The sequence below is a fragment of the Lentisphaera profundi genome (assembly GCF_028728065.1).
GTDB classification, from domain to species: Bacteria; Verrucomicrobiota; Lentisphaeria; order Lentisphaerales; family Lentisphaeraceae; genus Lentisphaera; species Lentisphaera profundi.
Genome location: NZ_CP117812.1, coordinates 19,414 through 36,579, shown reverse-complemented (window position 1 = coordinate 36,579; position 17,166 = coordinate 19,414). Strand labels below are relative to the sequence as shown.

Annotated in this window: 12 protein-coding genes; 9 read left to right on the top strand and 3 right to left on the bottom strand. The window is 40.3% G+C overall.

Annotation, left to right across the window (positions count from 1 at the left end; all coding sequences use genetic code 11):
* Positions 1–22 precede the first annotated feature (22 nt).
* The 4 genes from PQO03_RS11715 to PQO03_RS11700 all read left to right on the top strand — a co-directional run bounded on the left by PQO03_RS11715 (position 23) and on the right by PQO03_RS11700 (position 6,879).
* Positions 23–3,175, top strand: coding sequence for an autotransporter outer membrane beta-barrel domain-containing protein (locus PQO03_RS11715; RefSeq protein ID WP_274153380.1), 3,153 nt, complete (start codon positions 23–25; stop codon positions 3,173–3,175).
* A 247-nt stretch (positions 3,176–3,422) separates the two neighbouring features.
* The gene (locus PQO03_RS11710; RefSeq protein WP_274153379.1) at positions 3,423–4,721 is read left to right on the top strand and encodes an ABC transporter substrate-binding protein; all 1,299 of its coding nucleotides are present in this window, start codon (positions 3,423–3,425) and stop codon (positions 4,719–4,721) included.
* Positions 4,722–4,843: 122 nt separating this feature from the next.
* A complete protein-coding gene (locus tag PQO03_RS11705; RefSeq protein ID WP_274153378.1) occupies positions 4,844–5,680 on the top strand; it encodes a carbohydrate ABC transporter permease in 837 nt (278 codons plus the stop codon).
* Entirely contained in the window at positions 5,677–6,879 is a 1,203-nt protein-coding gene (locus tag PQO03_RS11700; RefSeq protein ID WP_274153377.1) for a carbohydrate ABC transporter permease, read from the top strand. Before PQO03_RS11705 ends, PQO03_RS11700 begins: the two co-directional genes overlap by 4 nt.
* 8 nt (positions 6,880–6,887) lie before the next feature.
* On the opposite strand, the gene PQO03_RS11695 is transcribed toward PQO03_RS11700, so the two are convergent.
* Complete coding sequence (locus PQO03_RS11695; RefSeq protein WP_274153376.1) at positions 6,888–10,271, bottom strand: SNF2-related protein; 3,384 nt, start codon at positions 10,269–10,271, stop codon at positions 6,888–6,890.
* 312 nt (positions 10,272–10,583) lie between these two features.
* The gene (locus tag PQO03_RS11690; protein ID WP_274153375.1) at positions 10,584–11,900 is read right to left on the bottom strand and encodes a hypothetical protein; all 1,317 of its coding nucleotides are present in this window, start codon (positions 11,898–11,900) and stop codon (positions 10,584–10,586) included.
* Positions 11,901–12,229: 329 nt separating this feature from the next.
* Between PQO03_RS11690 and PQO03_RS11685 the strand changes: the two genes are divergently transcribed.
* From PQO03_RS11685 to PQO03_RS11670, 4 genes are all read left to right on the top strand, one after another.
* A complete protein-coding gene (locus PQO03_RS11685; protein ID WP_274153374.1) occupies positions 12,230–12,637 on the top strand; it encodes a hypothetical protein in 408 nt (135 codons plus the stop codon).
* Positions 12,638–13,196: 559 nt separating this feature from the next.
* Positions 13,197–13,838, top strand: coding sequence for a CDP-alcohol phosphatidyltransferase family protein (locus tag PQO03_RS11680; RefSeq protein WP_274153373.1), 642 nt, complete (start codon positions 13,197–13,199; stop codon positions 13,836–13,838).
* Positions 13,835–14,767, top strand: a complete 933-nt coding sequence (locus PQO03_RS11675; protein ID WP_274153372.1) for a phosphatidate cytidylyltransferase — start codon at positions 13,835–13,837, stop codon at positions 14,765–14,767. Before PQO03_RS11680 ends, PQO03_RS11675 begins: the two co-directional genes overlap by 4 nt.
* The gene (locus PQO03_RS11670; protein WP_274153371.1) at positions 14,767–15,399 is read left to right on the top strand and encodes a lysophospholipid acyltransferase family protein; all 633 of its coding nucleotides are present in this window, start codon (positions 14,767–14,769) and stop codon (positions 15,397–15,399) included. Before PQO03_RS11675 ends, PQO03_RS11670 begins: the two co-directional genes overlap by 1 nt.
* A gap of 95 nt (positions 15,400–15,494) precedes the next feature.
* Here PQO03_RS11670 and PQO03_RS11665 read toward each other — a convergent pair whose 3' ends face one another.
* Positions 15,495–16,259: an alpha/beta hydrolase gene (locus tag PQO03_RS11665; protein ID WP_274153370.1), complete on the bottom strand. Its 765-nt coding sequence runs from the start codon at positions 16,257–16,259 to the stop codon at positions 15,495–15,497.
* 116 nt (positions 16,260–16,375) lie between these two features.
* On the opposite strand from PQO03_RS11665, the gene PQO03_RS11660 reads away from it, so the two are divergent.
* Complete coding sequence (locus PQO03_RS11660; protein ID WP_274153369.1) at positions 16,376–17,116, top strand: hypothetical protein; 741 nt, start codon at positions 16,376–16,378, stop codon at positions 17,114–17,116.
* The last annotated feature ends 50 nt before the right edge of the window (positions 17,117–17,166 follow it).

Here is a 17,166-nt window from a genome sequence, read left to right as displayed (position 1 = left end):
AATTTAAAAATAGAACTCAAATATGAACACCATAAGTAAAATCCTCCTCCTTTTCATAGGACTCATTTCTTTTGTGAAAGCTGATATATATGACAAAAATGGCGGTGGCTTCATCAACGGCGAATTTGGTGATATTGGCACTTACGACCCAAAATATGATTCGCTATATTTTACACCTAGAACGGAAGTAAACTTATACTTCGAAGGCAATATCAGGATCAGCGACCCCTTTTATTCTATATGGAAAGATATCACATTTAACGACCCCACGGCACCTGATCGTATGTCCGTGCATCTCTTAGGAACGAATTTAAGTCTCACTTCAAACTTAAATGGCGGTTTCGTTCGAACCATGCAAACGAGCCAGCTCACATTAAACAAAGTCGATTTGGACTCGTTTTCGGTCAAAATACTTTTTTTAGGTAATAATAATCGCCTGACCTTAAATGATTCAAACATGGATCTAAGTTTCGTTGATATGGCAGCTCTAGCTAGTGCTCCGATGACTGTCAATGTGACAGGAGGTAGTAATAAAATTACCGCGTGGGATGGTAATATCTCTCCAAGTAAATTCACCCTCAATATCGCCAATGGCGCCAGCCTCGAACTGTTTGCTAGTGGTGATGTTTATACGACCACTCCATCACAGCGCTTAAACATAGATACGACAGTCGAAGGATCCATCGATGGTGGCAGCTTGATTCTAAAAGACTCAAATGCCTATTTCAAATCTAATGAAAATTTTGAATTCAAAAATAATGCTACACTGCAACTCTTAGGCAGTAAGACCCTATTTGAAGTTGAACATGTGAAGTTTCAAGACAGCAAAATTCAACTAGGTCGAAATACCGTGTTCCAAATCAATCAGGTCATCAATCTAGAAGATAGCGAGCTCGTTTTTGGTGAGGGTTCACAACTTCAGGCAAATGATGTCATTAAAACCAAAGGGACTATTCACCTTTCCGGTGCAAGTTCTGGCTCAGGCATCCGAGGCGCATCTTTACTGGACATGAATAGCCTGGGAGGCTCCACCCAATTCACCCAAGAAGGCATTACAGCATCCAAGGTGGAATTTCTAATCATGAAAAGTGGCTCCACTTTAGATCTGGCGAATACAGATTTCGAAGTGAACGAACAATTTTTTGCCTCTGATAATGCTCAGGTCAATATCCACGATAATGCTTCCTTTCTTTTAAATGGTACGGTAGCTGGCATCTCCTCTATCGTTGATTTTAATATCGATTATGGTGGCAAACTAATAGTCACTCAAAGCGGCACCTTAGTCCAACGCAGCAGCTCAAATTTTGACAATGACGGCGTAATGTTAATTGAAGGTTATTATGGCGCCAACGGCGCCGTAACTGGCTCTGGAGACATCATTATTAGTGAAGATGGGATCATGGACTTTGGAAATAAGGATAACAGCGTATTCACGTTCTCGACTGACAATAACATCTACTTTGAACCTGATCCAACTAATCTAGCGCCCAGCGCAGATGGGGGCACACTCAACGTTCAATTAGACGTAAGCGGTGGCTCAGCGACCAATGATACGATTCAATATGGAGCTGGGAATGTCGTTCTAACGAAAATGGGAAAAATAAATGTCGGCCTCACCAAAACCCTCACCGCAGACGAACTCGACGGCCAGAGTTTCACCCTGATCGAAGCTCAAAGTAGCGGGGTCAGCGGCACTCTTATCGATGCTGCAACCACGCATCTGGCCGAGGGAGCCGACATCCCCGCTCTCATTGACTTCACCATCAGTGACAACAACACCAACGGAAAGCCTGACCTCACGCTCAATGCCCAGAAGCTAGGCAGCCTCTCCCTAGCCACTCATCCATCTGTCGTTGATAGACATCGCCCTGCCACTATTAGTTCCAAAACTCCACATCCGAGCCTACCTGGTCATACAATTACAACTACTACTAATGTAACTCCCACAAGTAATGGTGGAGCGACTCAAACAACTACAACTGTTGTTACCAACGCTGGAGGGTCATCTGTGAGTAGCTCTACAGGGACGAGTACTCTAGCCCCCGCCACTGGCTCTCCAAATAAATCTTCAGGAGCCACATTAGTTACTACTGCTGCTAATAATGGAAATACTCAAATTAATAACGCACTCAACTCATTAACTAATCAACAAGTTGCTTCTCATTTCGACACAATTCATCCCGAGGGCTACTCATCTTATATGACTGTAGGCCTAGAGGCTTCTTTATTAGCTTTAGAGACCGTCAATTCGAGTACCCGTGGTAATACTTTCCGTGCACCTGTCTCCATGGCTTCACTAGATGATCTCCCTCCTGTTAAGGGCGACTATCAAAAAGAATTTTGGCTTGATTTAAACTACGCAAATGGTTCTATTGATGAAGATGGAGAACTGGGCAGCATCGATTATTCCATAACTAGTTTTCTCTTTGGGCAAGATCTTGTAGTTGATCATAATAGTAAACTTGGTGTCTTCTCTGGTTACTCCCATTACAAAATGGATGAACATGGCATTTCAGATCTTAACTTAGACACAGATGCTTTATATCTTGGTGTTTATGGCCAGTACACGCACAATGATTGGATCTTTAATTCCACACTTGGTTATGCCTATGGCATGAATGAGTCAGAACGCGATTCTACTCTCGGAACGATCTCTGGAACATCTGAAGCGGATTACGATAGTCATAGTTTTTTCATAGGATCAAGTGCGCAAACAGCCATATATACGAATCAACTTTTTACCCTATCTCCAGAACTGGGACTCTATTACGTTTATTACTATCAAGAAGAATTTGATGAAAGCGGTAACTCATCATTAGATCTTAGTCTTGACTCTGCGGATGCACACTCACTAGTCAATACTATTGGATTCAATATACAATTTGCCGATCTTGGTGATACTTACGCGATCTCCCCACTCGTTTATTTTCGTTACGAATACGACTGGATTACTGATAATAATGATGATCACAGCATTCAAGCCAGTTTGAAAAACTCAAACTCGGGAAAACAAAGCTTTTCGGGACAAAACCGTGGCGCTAATCACTTGGTATCAGGTTTTAGTATTTCTGCGCAAGTGACAGACAACACAGAACTCAACTTCGGCTCTAGTTACACTTACAGTGACAACGGAGACGAGTATGGACTCAACGCTCGATTTATATATAGCTTTTAGTAATGAACGGCCAATTCTCTACACCAAAATAATTTAAGTATATGGATCCTAAGCTTTAAGCTACCATATATTCATCTAACAATAGTAAATTAACTCAAAAAAAGTATTAATATTACCCTTCCTGAAAATTAAGAAGTTCACTTCTCTCAGACTTTGCTCACACAAGCTGATTTTTGTACTTGATAAACACTGCTTAATCCCATACTATTAGGCAGTGAAATTTACTTAATTATTTTTGGAGAACACCATGAAACAACTTCTGGCCCTTAGTATTTTGCTTTTCAGCTTTGCCAGCGTCGCTGCTGAACCCGTTAAGATATGGATTAGCTCAGTTCAAGATAAACAATACTACGAAGAAATGGTGAAGCGCTACCAAAAAATCGACCCCGATTTCAAGGCAGAAGTGGCCGCTTTTGGTTTCATGGAAATGCCTGATAAACTCAGTGTTGCGATGAAAACGGGTATTGGCACTCCTGACATCGTGCAATTAGATGAAATCGTCTATAGCATGTTCTTACGTGGTCCTGCACCTTTCCTTGATATCGCGGATAGAGTTAAAAAAGCCGATATCGCTAAAGATTTTCACCCTCAACGCCTCGCACTTTTTAAACAAGATGACGCCCTCTATGGCCTTCCACAATCAATTAGTGCTTATCTCATTTTTTACCGCAAAGATCTTTTTGAAGAATTTGGTATTTCCGCTGATGATATCCAAACTTGGGATGATTTAAAAACTCTCGGTAGCGATTTAGCTGCCGAAGGACAAAAACTGATGCCACTTGATCCCTCTTACTTCGAAGTTTTATTACGTCAGCGCGGTGGCCGTCTCTTTGATGAAGAAGGAAAAGCCTTCCCCGATTTTGATCTTGCCGTGGATACCCTCGAATACCTCAAGAGCCTCCAAGATGCTAAAATCGCCGGCATGCCTGACCGTGGCACAATTTTTGACCCTGTCTTTTTCTCTGGCGATGTAGAAAACAACGAAGTGCTTGCGATCATTGGTGCCGATTGGTATGGCCTTGATATGATTCAATCCTTTTGCCCCTCACTCGAAGGGAAATGGGGAATTGCGACTCTCCCTAAATGGACTGATAAAAAAACAAAGAAATCTTTTAAATCTGCTACTTTTGCGGGTCAGGGTTTAATGATCTATAAAGGCAGTAAAAACGTTGATAAATCTTGGGGTTTCATGGAATGGGTCATGACTGACAAAGAAGCCAACGTGGCTCGATTTGTCAATCGCAATAGTTTCCCTGCTTACAAGCCAGCATGGTCAGATGCGCGTCTGCTCGCCACCAATCAGTACTTTGCGAACGAATCATTGGGTGCCACTATTCTTAGTGTCTCTGAGGAACTGCCAATGATCAATATGAATGCTAAGCGTGGCATGGCTGTTTTCCTCATGCGCGAAAAATATTTTGCCTCTATCATGATGGGCTACCAAAAACCTGCCGAAGCCTTAAAAGAGCTTAAAAAAATGCTCGATAATGGCGGTTCTATGGGTGGCGGAGAAGGCCCCGATGATAAAGGCCCTCAAGATAAATAAGTTCTAGCGAGACATTGCACAAAGCTCACTCACCTTATAATAGCAGTACAGGCGTACTGCTATTTCCTTTTTTCATATTCCTGGTCCTGTTTTGGTTGATCCCTCTCTTCCAGGGTCTGATGATGAGCTTCACGTCCGATCCCAATACCATTGCCAATCAAAATAGCACCGAAAGCTTTATTGGCTTAAGTCATTATTATGATTTAATTAAAGATCCCACTTATCACAAAGCTCTGAAAAACACCACCGTTTATACTCTGGGCTCCATTTGTATCATCATCCCCTTTTCTTTTTTTCTGGCGCATTTATTACTTGCTTGCCAAAAAACTTTGCGCCCCATTTTTAGTTTCATTCTGATTGTTCCAGGAATTACGCCCCCGATCGTACTATCCATTTTGTTCCTGCTCTTTTTTCACGGAGAAAATGGCATCCTCAATCAATTTATTGCCGCGCCTTTACTCTCACTTCTCAAATCAGTGAATTCCCCTTGGGCAGAAAGCCTCCCCGACTTCATTAATTGGCAAAAAGATCCACGCTTCATTATGTTTGCGCTTATCTTTCAGTCAGTGTGGCGCTGGACTGGTTTTATCACCCTCTTCTTTCTTTGTTCCCTACAAGCAATCCCCAAAAACCTTGAAGAAGCGATTGAACTTGAAGGTGCTAGCTTCTTCAAACGGCTCATCCATTTACGCATCCCCGCTTGCTCCCACGTCATTCTTTTTGCCATCATTTATTTAATGGTTGATTCCATTGCGATGTTCGCAGGTGCTTACCGCTTGCTCGGTGGATCTGGTGGCACCGATGATGCCGGGCTCCTACTCATTTCTTATGTCTATCAAACGGGTTTCACTTTCCAGCAATTCAATCGTGCCGCCGCCATCAGTATGTCGATTGTGCCTGGTCTCGCCTCCCTCATTTGGTTGCTCTTTTGGCGGCAAAAAAAGGATGTGGTACAATGAGCTGGAAACGCCATAAACGCTTAAAAAGCTGGTCTTCTGCTATGGTATTGACGGGTATCTCACTGGTCTTTATCTACCCTTTTATTTGGATGTTTTTTTCGAGCTTTAAGACCAACCCAGAAATTTATCAATCCAATCAACTACTCCCTCAGAGTCAAGAATTTAAACAGCAACGTCAAGTGCTGATTCAAAACGATCAAAAAGTCGTCAATCGCGCCAATAGCTTTCGCGAAAAGCGCAAACTTAAGGCAACAATTAAAGTGCTCGCGAAAACCCCTGCTGAAGAACTGAGTTCGGGACAAAAACTTGAACTCAAACAGGCGCAAACTACACTCGATAAGTTAAATACTCCTGCGCCACTTCAAGAGCCCGAGAAGACTGTGTTAAAAGAAGATAGTTCGCTGTGGTCAATACTGACTAACTTGGATTTCCAATACTTCAAAATCTTACTCAAATCCAATAAGCCCCATCTCGCTAAGCTCCAAAAACAAATTGATGCAGAAGCTGATTCTGGCAAAGTCGCTGCTTTACAAAAAGAATATGATTTTCTTGCTCAATATCAATATTTTGATTTTAGCCAAGTGTTCATGAATTCACTCATTATTGCCTTATTACATTGTTTAGGAGCCGTGGCTTTAAGTGCCTCCGCGGGCTATGTCTTTGCTAAGTTTGAATTCCCTGGAAAAAAAGCCCTTTTCACTCTCGCGATCTTAGTCATTCTCATTCCCAAGCAAGCACTCATTTTACCCCTCTTCGAATGGATTAACCTTATAGGGCTCAGCAACTCTCATGGGGGAATCATTTTACCCGGAGCCTTAAACGCCATTGGCCTGCTCTTTTTTACTCAGATTTGGAAGCAGGTCCCCAATGATCTTTTGGATATCTGTCGCTTAGAAGGAGCCAGTGAGATCCGTACCTTTATTCATGCCCTGCCCTTAATTAGTTCGGCTTTACTCAGCTTTGCCTTACTCGATTTCATCATGTCTTGGAATGAACATCTATTGCCCCTCATTGTCCTTCAGAGCCCCGACAAACAAACCCTTCCCCTCGCACTCAGTCAACTCATGGGGGCGGGCCTCGGCGAGCCCCTAGCCGTGATCATGGCTGGAGCGACATTCACCATCCTGCCAACACTTACCCTCTTTGCCCTACTCTACCGCCGTATCAAATCCTCTTTATCAGAACTGCACATTCACTAAAAAATATTCTAGGAAAAGAGGGTCTCTAAATCTTCCTTAGTTAAGCTGCGTAAGCTTTTATTATCGCCACTGAGAATCGAGTCTGCTAAGGCTTTTTTACTTTCTTGAAGTTCAAGAATTTTTTCCTCAATCGAATCTTTAGCTATAACGCGGTAGGCGAATACCTTACGTTTTTGTCCTATGCGGTGGGCTCGATCAATCGCTTGAGCTTCTGTTGCTGGGTTCCACCAGGGGTCAAGTAGATAGACATACTCAGCTTCGGTGAGATTCAGTCCCGTACCTCCCGCCTTGAGACTAATAAGAAAGAGCTTGCAGTCAGGATCATTCTGGAATTTGTCCACTTTGGCTTCACGATTTTTTGTGCGTCCATCGAGGTATTCGTAAGAGATTTTGAGCTTATCGAACTCTTTTTTTACCAAGCCGAGAAACTTAGTGAATTGTGAAAAGACCAGCACCTTGTGCCCCTCGTCAATGACTTCGGCAATCTGAGGGATCACCATCTGTAGCTTAGCGCTACCGTCGTTCATTTGTTTTGTATCAATCAGGCCTGGGTGACAAGCCGCTTGACGCAGGCGTGTCAGAGCTTCGAGAATCTTTAATTTACTCTTGCGGAACTCCGCGTCGCCAACACCCAAGAGTTCCTGACGATAGGCATCTCGTAATTTATTATAATACTTGAGCTGCTTGTCCTCCATTTGACAATAAAGTGTCTGCTCCGTTTTAGCCGGTAAATCTTTGGCCACATCTTCTTTTTTACGCCGTAAGATCATGGGGCGAAGTGCCTTGCTAAAGACTTCTAAAGTTGTCTTATCCTGTACCGAAGCATTGAAGTTTCTAAAGGCAGAGGCCGTGCCCAACATGCCGGGATTGAGAAACTCAAACAAACTCCAAAGCTCACCAAGATGGTTTTCTATAGGCGTACCACTCATAATGATACGGTGATCAGCCTGAATCAAACGCGCTGCCTTTGCACTCGCAGTAGAAGCATTCTTTATCGCTTGTCCCTCATCGAGTATGGCGTAATCAAATGAAAAATCCTTGAGCATTTCAATATCATTGCGCATCAAACCGTAAGTTGTTAAAATCACATCATGTTTTTTAAAATCTTTCGGTTCTTTAGTTCTTTCTACTCCTACGTGAACATATACGTTCATTGCAGGCGTAAATTTTTCGAACTCTCGTTGCCAGTTAAAAATCAATGAGGTCGGCATAATAATAAGCGTGGGCTTCTTCACTTTTTTATCTAAACGACGATGCTCTAAAAGTGAGATCACCTGCACCGTTTTCCCGAGTCCCATATCGTCCGCCAAACAGGCCCCCACGCCAAACTCCCGTGTGAAGTGCAACCAAGCGAGACCTTCCTTCTGATAAGGTCGTAGTTCTCCCTGCAAGCTCTTGGGAGGACTCTTTTTTCCTATGCCCTTAAAGCCATTTAGTTTCTTGCGGGCTTTTTGAAACGCCTCGTCAAAACTGACTTCCGGCTGATCCGCCAAGAGGGCATCGAGAATGAAAGTTTGGCTATTTTGAAATTGATAGCCATCCTTGGTTTTCTTTCCCAACTTGAGTAGGCCTTGAAGCTTCAAGAAGTCCTCCTCGCGGAAATATCCAAGGCTACCATCATTCAGTATAATCGTGTTTTGATTTTCTTTAATGCGATCAATCAGGTCATAAAGTGAAATATCCTCATCACCAAAACTAACCGCCCCATCAACTTCTAACCAATCAATACCACTCTTGACCTTGAGTTTCATATTCGTTTGCGAACGAATCGGGTTGCCCTTGACTTTGACTTCCCAATTGTGGGAACTGAGGTGCTGTAAGTTACTATAAATCGAATCATTGGGAATTAACAGCTCACCTTCGTGAAGACGAATATCACAATTTTGGATCTCCACTATTGCCGCCTCTTCCGCTGCTACATCTCGTCGAACAAATCCTTCGTCAGTCAACATACCACGACGTTTATCCTCGATGGTAAAATTAAGCTCATCATAATTAAAAGTGATATTGACTCGGCACTGAGCTTTTCGATTAAATTTATGTTGGCTTTCTTCAAAAAGAATAGATTTCGTCAATGGTACACTTATTTGTTTAACTTGCAGTTCTTCGGGCATAAGAAGTCGTGGAGCTTCAATTGCTGCAAAAATCTTCTCCTGTAACTTTCCAAATTGTAGCGCATTAAAAACAAGGTCCTTAGAGTTTTCAAAGCCTCTTAAAAAATGTTGAAACGAAGACAAGTCCAGTGCATACCAAGCCGCTTTATGAATAAAGCCACGCGTACATATCATTGACAAAGAATTAACTGACAGCCATTTTTTACCCGAACGATAAATCAAGGGCTTCACTGTATAATCATTTTCATTTTCCTGTGTTACCTGAAGCAGGTACTCTAATTCCTCTTGCTCACCGCCCACCAGTAGTTTGTCGTCCACATAACAACGCCCAGTTTCAATCAATAAATCTGCTATGCTCGTCATTTTTGACCCCGACACTACGGTGTCATTATGATAATAAGCATAGTGATCAATTCCATTGGAACCGTAATCCATGAAATCCAGTATTCGCATGTCCAAAGGATTAGCAGCTATAGCAACGGCCTTGGAGTCATTTTTTTGCACGCCCCATTCACCATTTTTTTTCATTTTTCGCGCCGTGACCTGAAAAGCTACTTCATAGGTGCTACACCTTTCTGGGTCAATACGGTAAAGTACTTCTTCCTTCTGCGTAAAAGCTTGTAAGAGGTGGCTACTTAAATCATCCTGATCACTTATTGAACTTAAAAGTTTATCCAACTCAGGACTGTAGTATTTTTCAAAACCATATTCAAAGCCATGCTCTTCCAGTGAATATAAGTCCCAAAAAGCCTTGCTATCACGAACTAGTAAGCCCTCGGGGAACTGTGCTTCAATCTCATCCAAGGCACGCAGTAAAGATGGCTTATTTGCTAAGCCATACCACCTAAAACGCTCTTCACAAAACAAACGTTCTTTCAAATCATCCTGCTTTTTTTGCCAGTCTTCCTTATCCTTAACACTCGAAAAGCTATTTGTTTGCACAAAAGAATCCGCATCCAAATCATCATGATCTTCAAGAAAATCTGAAACTTGATCTTCGAGAGCACCCCTAAATCGCCCTTCTACATCAGCTAATAATAGTACCGCCCACATGTGCTTACATTCTTCATAATAAGGGCAAGTACAAGCACCATATAACTGCTCATTAAGCAAAGCAAAATAGACTGTATACTCAGATGATCCCTTCAATTTCGCTTCTAGGTATAGATCGTCAGGACTCTTATTAATCACCATGATTTTATGATTATTAAATATCGCCTTGCCGCGAGTGCGAATTGCAGCCCCAAAGTTCCATTTGAATTTCTTTGCTAAAGTCATCACGCTTCTCTCATATTTTCATTATCAACAACAGTAATAACATTAAAAAAAAAATCTAGAAAACTGAATGATTATAAACCACTTTCAGCGCATTAAAAAATCACTCATTTCCTTTTTGTATGCTTGCCGATCGGACAAATCATTATGCCTTGAATTCTTGATGATTTTTACGGAGGGTAAAACTTTTGCGCAGGCCGCATCAAATCATCTCTGACAAATCTTCATTGACATTAGATCTGATTGCTTCACGTTGTTCATTCTACAAATTTTGAGTCTAAGCTGAATCTGAGTACGGTGAATTGCGCTTACTTATCAATATTCCTCTGTCTTACGAGATTTACGATTTAAGTAAAAATAGGTCACGTTCTCTCGATTGAACATGGGTATTTGAATGTCGGGGTCACAAGACACGGAACCAAGTTCTCTTGTATAAGCCATTTCTTGATTAGATAGCTGATTATGTGGTACAGCTTCTAAGTAGTTTGGAACTAAGTCATTTATTGTCGCAGGATAAGCGCCATTCTGTAAGAAATAACTATGCATCGCTGCTTTAACTCGCAGCAGCTGAAAGCGTGATTGGCATAAGACATGTTTTTGATAGAGTGTCCCGATTGCCGGCAGGTACATAACGGGTAGAATTTTTCCCAGCGCATTTCTTTTTTCACTTAGATTCACACTCTCAGAGTAGCTATCGATATAGCTGTTCCATTTATTTAAATAATCGACTGCTGAGATACCTGTACTGACGTCTTTAATCATCTCACGATAAATTTCAGCAAAGATCTCGATTGTTCGATTTTTATGAAAAACATAGTTAAAAATCAAAGGATGCGTATACAGGCTGCCCTCTTCTATTAAATCCTCAAATATAGTGAGATCCCCGCCTGGGACTGCTTCAGCCATACTATAAATAAGAAAAAACTCTTTTTTATGAACTCTGATAAGATTTGACTGAATCTCGGCGTATTCATATTTCTGATCGAGAATTAACTTTAGTACTTTAGGGTCAGTACTCTGCTCAATCAATAATGACATTTGTTCCGCTACTAAAGATTGTAAGGCCCCGCCCACTAATAATTCAATAAACGACTGTGATCTACGACAAATTAATCGGGCAAAGTTATTAAATCCTATGTAGGCCTTCATTTTTTGTTCATCACTCATTTGGGACGTTTTTATCTTGGCCAATTTTACCAAGCCCCAATGTCTTAAAAAACCTAAATGAGGAATCAAATCCGCCATGCTATTTAGCTGAGTCGACAAAAAGTCCTCCGACTCTATAGCCCGTTCATATAATGTAATTTCTTGCTCGTACTCCTGTAACAAGTCTTGCCATTCTTCTACATCATAAGCTTCTCCGTTCAAGACTGCATTTAATTGTTCCTGTTCAGCATCAGAATTAAATTTATTTCGAATACGGCTAATAGCTAAGAAACCGTTAGCTTCTAACTCAACAGGGGCATCGACTACCACAAGGTCACTAACATCAATGGGCTCAATATCATCATGCCCTAAGTACAGCTCGATAGAGACAGTAATTAGCCCCATTAATAAAGTGCCTAAAACACCATAAATAAGCTTTTTTAAATTGCTTAGAGTCAATAGCTTTTTAAGCTTACTAAATAACACGTCTCACCTCCCAGGTTCATCTAATAACATTACCGCATTTTTACATCATACAATCAAAATAAACTCGACTTTCAGAAAGTAGCCTAGCATTGCATCAAATCATCTTTTGAGCCGATTTACCACTGTATTATCTTGGGATACAAGATCCATTCATACTCCTATACTGCTCCCATTCATTCTTATTAGTTTTATAAATCCCCACAATGTAAGACTAAAATGATCCTATCAGCGCAGAGACCGCTACTCACAGCATGTTTTTCTTCCTTAAACGCTTATTTTAATCGTTGATATTTTTGATTAAGACTTAAATTAAACACCCTGGAGGGAAAATGGATTCTTATAAGAATTTATATCGTATGCTTGGAGTGATCGTCGCATGCATAGTCACTATCTTTATCGTGAAATCGGCACTCAATACAGCAGAATTTTCTGAAAGCAGTTTACTGAAATATAAGTATAAGTTGACGAGCAATCCCTACTCAGGTGATCCCAAAGTATTTGAGCTGATTTTTGATGATAATCAAAAAGTCCATACCAAAAACAAGCACCTCAATGACAAGATCTGGAAGGTCATTAATGATAAACATATACAAATTGGAGACTGTCATTTTAGAGGAGGGGAATTCCCACATATGCTACATGGTGATATGTTTATAGAGGTATCAAACGATGAGGAAGAATACTCTGATACCATAAAATTTAAAATTGAGTACAATGGCGTAAAAGATGCCTCATGAGAGCCGAATAATGGACGTTCAAGAGTTTTCTTGCTTACACTGTAAAGAAAAAACCACCCTCCCCTGTGCTAATTGGCGCAGAACCTTTATTGATTATATCAATGATAGTACGATAAACTATTGATTTTATGTGCTTTTGTTTTGGCTCTATAGTTAATCATCTTTAAACAGGGAGCTTACCACATAATGCATAACTCATCTTACAATAAAATATCGGCCTTAGCTGCTTTTATACTTTGGTTCACATGGACGTACCTAGTTAATTCTAGCGCGGATAATGTTTTAACATCAGCACTATTTCAAGGCTTAATAAGTTCTATTCTCACCTTAGTAATGATCAAACTGGTGAAAAAATTTGCAAGACTATTTAAAACTACTTGGATGAAAATTATCTACCCTTCTTTTATCATTTCAACCTTGTGTTTTACTTCTGGTTTTGTTGTTCATTCCACTATTAACACAAGCCAAGTCATCAAAACAATACTACCCGCTGTTGTAGTTGGCTTTATCTTTTGTATAATCACCGGTATAAAAAACATCATTTCTGAGGAGAGAGAAAATGTCTAGCACAATCAACAGACGTCCATTGAAAACTAGAAGTAATAACTTAGCTGTGACTTTTGCCAAGTGGATCAGTAGTAAAAATATTACCCCCAACCAAATATCAATCCTTAGTATTGTGGCTGCGGCTATCGCATCATATAGCCTTCTCCAGACACAAAATAATGAATTTAGGTCTTTTTGGTTAATTATCTCTGTTGTCTTTATTCAAGGCAGACTCTTATGTAACCTTTTAGATGGTATGGTTGCAGTTGAAGGTGGAAAAGGAACCCCCGCTGGAGAACTCTTTAATGATATCCCTGATAGAATTGCCGATTCCATCATTTTAATTGCATTGGGTTATACCGTGAATTTCCCAATGATGGGATGGTGTGCTGCTTTAATTGCCGTCATGACTGCCTATGTAAGAGTACTTGCGATATCCACTGGCGCACCTACAAGTTTTACGGGCCCCATGGCAAAACCTCATAGGATGGCTCTTGTTAGTTTTGCTTGTTTATTAAGCTGCTTCGAGAGTAGCTTTACTGAAGTGGGCAATACCCTTTATATTAGTCTTCTTATTCTTATAATAGGAAGTATAATCACCGTATATAGAAGAACTATAATGGCCTATAAATTCCTCGAGGGAAAGGTCAAATGATTAGTCAATATCCACATTCAATCAAGGCCATGATATTGATAATGGCATTACTCATCATAGCAAGTTTGTCTCGTATTCTTTTGAAAATCAAAAAACCATCCAATGATTTAACTGAACTTAAACTGAGAACACAAAGCTGGTGGTGGATGATTGCATTAATTTTCGCCTCGCTTTATATAGGTAAAACCACTACCATATATTTTTTTGCTTTCTTGTCGTTTCTTGCCTTAAAAGAATTTTTATCTATTACTCCTGTACGACAAGCTGATAGAAGAGTCATTTTCTGGCTATATCTCGCCATCCCCATTCAGTACTATTTTATTTCTATCAATTGGTATGATATGGCTATTATTTTCATACCTGTTTACATCTTTTTATTCATCCCCATACGCATGGTTTTGATCGGAAAGACTGAGGGCTTTATTCGTTCTGCTGGTTTAATGAATTTCGCCGTAATGTTAACTGTTTTTTGTATTAGTCACTTGGCTTATTTCATCGTCCTAGAACCCAAAAATACGCAAGCTGGCCCTGCTGGATTAGTACTTTTCTTACTTTTCATGACTCAGTTTAATGATGTAAGCCAGTACATTTGGGGTAAGAGCTTTGGAAAAAACAAAATTGTTCCCAAAGTTAGTCCTAATAAAACTTGGGAAGGTTTTTTAGGGGGTGTCTCTACCATAGTTCTAGTAGGCTATTTCTTGGCTCCATACTTAACTCCACTTAGTTCACGCCAAGGACTTATTGCGGGTCTAATTATCAGTCTCAGCGGTTTCTTTGGTGACTTAGTTGTATCCTCCGTGAAACGAGATCTCCATATTAAAGATACTGGGAATTTAATCCCTGGGCATGGTGGTATTTTAGATCGTATGGATAGTTTGATTTATACTGCACCCCTCTTTTTTCACTTTATTTACTACCTCTACTATTAATGAATAAATATCTCAAAATTCTTTTCTTTGCCCTTGTCGTCAAACCCCTGACTCTTATCATGCTTGGCTTGAATATTCGTAATAGACATCAACTACCAAAAGGTGGTCCTGCTATCATTGCAGCTAATCATAATAGCCATTTAGATACCATTGTTCTAATGAGTTTATACCCTCTCTCACAAATCCATAAAGTTAGACCTGTGGCAGCAGCGGACTACTTTTTGAAAAATAAATTTTTGAAATGGTTTTCACTAAATATAATGGGAATAATCCCACTAGAAAGAAAAGCGAGAAAAAGTAAAGATGAACTTTTTTTTGATTGTAAAAAAGCTCTAGAAAATGAAGATATTCTTATACTCTATCCCGAGGGTTCTAGAGGTGAACCTGGACAAATGGCTGAACTTAAAAAAGGGATTTATTACGTATCCACTCTTGTGCCCAAAACTATAGTCACTCCTGTTATAATGCATGGTTTGGATAAATCACTTCCAAAAGGAGAAGCCTTATTTGTCCCCTTTAATTGTGATGTTATCATCGGTCGAAATATAGAGGTTGTCGACGATGCTCAGACATTTATAGATAATCTAAAAGATGAATTTGAAGACTTATCTAAATTTTGTTTAACTCATTAAATATTTACGTCTGTATAACAAAGCTAGTCTGAAGATATCTTAGTTTTGTAACGGCCACTTCATAATCTTGATGCCATCAAAATTCACAACAAGAACTACTTTAAAAAACTCTTTAGCTCTTCACGATAATCTTGCCGATCGGATAGGTCGTTGTGGCCCGCATTCTTTATCATTTCCACTTGTGGAAGAGTATTCGTGAAAGCCGTAATAAGCTTTTGTGAATGACTCATGGGAATAATTTCATCATCTTCCGCTAAGAGTATGAGCGTTTGATTTTTTAAGTCTCCCACGCGATCAATGGAGGGATACTTTTCTGTGAGAATAAGCGACATGGGATAAATGGGTATGCGCTTTTGGGCTAGGCTTTGAATACTATCGTAAGGAGTGATCAGAACGAGTTTATCCACATCTCGTTGGCTCGCCAAGTAAATCGCCACGCCCGTACCTAAGCTACGTCCAATGAGGTGAATTTTATCATACTTAACTTTAAGTGAATCATAGAGCTTCAGGGCATCGCTAAAGATGGCTTTTTGTGAAGGTGAGCCCGTACTTGTCCCATAGCCACGGTATTCCATCAAATAGAGGCTCTTAGCTACGCAGAGTTGCTCTAAGTCCGACGCGGCATAGACCACGCTCTCCCCATTGCCACCAAAATAAATGACTGCTTCACTTTGGCCTTCATTCATTTTAAGGACTGAAATCTGCTCACCCTCATTTTTCAGGATTTCTCGTGGATAATGATGTGTGACTTCTTTCACGGGGTAATAAACGAAACTTCTTTGGCATAAGAATAGCACTAGCCCTAACAAGAAATAGAGCCCTACATAAACCCCTATGCGTATTTTCGTGGCCTTTTTCAAAAGTCCTCCCAAGTAATTATTGGCTAATATAAGTCTCTTTATTTATATTTTACACTTCATAATTATCTATCTCTAATTACTGTAGAAGCATAATAGATTTTACGGAGAGCGATGAATTGAAACAGGCCAATAAAGAAATGACTATTTGTTTAGTCGTGGGACTTACTTTAGGACTCATTGCTTTTTTTACCCCTTTTACACGATTTATCTTTTCCCCCCTCACAACCTTAGTTCACGAACTCGGTCATGCCTTTTTTGGCTGGATCTATGGTTATCCATCGATCCCTGCTTTTGATTTTACCTATGGCGGTGGTGTCACCATGGGTATGCAACGCAAAATAGAAATCACTTATGTGACTTATGGCATCCTACTCTATGGACTCTATTATTTGCGTCAAAATATCATCCCCCTCATCTGTAATATCGTTTTTCTGATCTTATTTATTTTTACTAGTCGTAATGAGTGGGCCGATATCATGCGGATTTATATGGGCCATGGTACAGAGCTTCTGATTGCTGCTATTTTCCTCTACCGTGGCTTTTCTGGTAGTCAGACCGTGAATGGTATTGAGCGCAGCCTTTATTTCTCTTGTGCATTTTTCATTTTTGCACAAAATATTGATTTTGCTTATCAGCTTCAAAACAACAGTGAATTCTTGGCTGATTATATGCAAGGCAAAGGAGATATCACTCATGATTTTCATGCTCTATGTCTTGATCATTTTTACAAGAAACAAATTAAAGACGTCGCTTTCTTTCACTATTTTTCAGTTTTCTTTGCCGCCGTCATTGGCATTGGCTTCGCCGCACTACGAGCCTACCTACTCGATAATGAATTTGACGAAGAAGAAGAGTAAATTTTGCACAGCAGTTGAGTAAGTGAGTAAGTGATTTACTTTGCGGAGTG

Bases quoted from the DNA above. Each gene is read 5' to 3' on its own strand.
- PQO03_RS11685 (WP_274153374.1), top strand. From the start codon at position 12,230: ATGGATTCTTATAAGAATTTATATCGTATGCTTGGAGTGATCGTCGCA.
- PQO03_RS11680 (WP_274153373.1), top strand. From the start codon at position 13,197: ATGTCTAGCACAATCAACAGACGTCCATTGAAAACTAGAAGTAATAAC.
- PQO03_RS11675 (WP_274153372.1), top strand. From the start codon at position 13,835: ATGATTAGTCAATATCCACATTCAATCAAGGCCATGATATTGATAATG.
- PQO03_RS11715 (WP_274153380.1), top strand. From the start codon at position 23: ATGAACACCATAAGTAAAATCCTCCTCCTTTTCATAGGACTCATTTCT.
- PQO03_RS11695 (WP_274153376.1), bottom strand. From the start codon at position 10,271: ATGACTTTAGCAAAGAAATTCAAATGGAACTTTGGGGCTGCAATTCGC.
- PQO03_RS11670 (WP_274153371.1), top strand. From the start codon at position 14,767: ATGAATAAATATCTCAAAATTCTTTTCTTTGCCCTTGTCGTCAAACCC.
- PQO03_RS11710 (WP_274153379.1), top strand. From the start codon at position 3,423: ATGAAACAACTTCTGGCCCTTAGTATTTTGCTTTTCAGCTTTGCCAGC.
- PQO03_RS11705 (WP_274153378.1), top strand. From the start codon at position 4,844: ATGAGCTTCACGTCCGATCCCAATACCATTGCCAATCAAAATAGCACC.
- PQO03_RS11700 (WP_274153377.1), top strand. From the start codon at position 5,677: ATGAGCTGGAAACGCCATAAACGCTTAAAAAGCTGGTCTTCTGCTATG.